The organism is Solihabitans fulvus (assembly GCF_008386585.1).
Lineage (GTDB): Bacteria > Actinomycetota > Actinomycetes > Mycobacteriales > Pseudonocardiaceae > Solihabitans > Solihabitans fulvus.
In genome coordinates this window covers 1-941 of sequence record NZ_VUOB01000153.1, presented here as the reverse complement: position 1 = coordinate 941, position 941 = coordinate 1, and the positions used below count along the sequence as shown (strand labels likewise).

General features: G+C 69.8%; 2 protein-coding genes. Both read left to right on the top strand.

Annotated features, from left to right (window positions below; translation table 11 throughout):
• A partial coding sequence (locus F0L68_RS40930; RefSeq protein ID WP_149855305.1) for a carboxymuconolactone decarboxylase family protein occupies positions 1-399 on the top strand: 399 nt, incomplete at its 5' end.
• Positions 396-941 (top strand): TetR/AcrR family transcriptional regulator (locus tag F0L68_RS40925; RefSeq protein WP_149855304.1); only part of this gene is annotated, 546 nt, incomplete at its 3' end. The genes F0L68_RS40930 and F0L68_RS40925, both read left to right, overlap by 4 nt.

Here is a 941-nt window from a genome sequence, read left to right as displayed (position 1 = left end):
GGCTGGCTGCGTTTCGCCGGCCGGCTCATGCCCGGCGGGACCCTGCCCCGCCGCGACACCGAGCTGGTCATCCTGCGGGTGGCCCACTTGCGGCGCTGCGCCTACGAGTTCGAGCACCACGTGCGAATCGGCCGCCGCACCGGGATCACCCGCGACGACATCCACCGGATCGAGGCCGGGCCACGGGCGCCGGGCTGGACACCGCGGGAGCGAGCCCTGCTGCACGCCGTGGACGTGCTGCACACCGAACGAGACCTCGACGACGCGACCTGGGCGGAACTAGGCACGCATCTGAACGAACCAGCCGTGATCGAGTTCCTGCTGCTGGCCGGGCACTACGACATGCTGGCCACGTTCGTCAACACCCTGCGCATCGAACCGGACCAGGCCCGCCGGTGAGCGCCCGACCACTCCCCCGCGGCCGCCACCAACTCAGCCGCGAACAGGTCGCCGCCACACAGCGTTCGCGCATCCTGCACGGCATGGCAGAGGCGATGATGGACAGCGGCTACGCCGCGACCGTGGTCGCGGACATCATCACACGGGCCGGGGTGTCACGCGAGACGTTCTACCAGCAGTTCAGTTCCAAACAGGACTGCTTCATCGCCGCTCTGGAGCCCAAGATAGACCGGCTCACCACCATGCTGACCGAGGTGCCCGCCGACGGCCCGCCGCTGGCGCGGCTCGACCGGCTCGTCAGCGCCTACCTCCACGCGCTGGCCGCCGAACCGGCAACCACCCGACTGTTCCTGATCGAGACCTACGCCGCCGGACCAGAAGCCATGCGACGCCGACTCACCCTGCAGCAGCGATTCGTCGCCGGCATCGCCGCTATCACCGGGGCCACCACCGCCCAGCAGCACTTCGCGTGCGAGGCGCTGGTCGCGACCCTGGTCCACCTGGTCACCGCCCGATTCATCACCGACGACGTGGCCACTCTC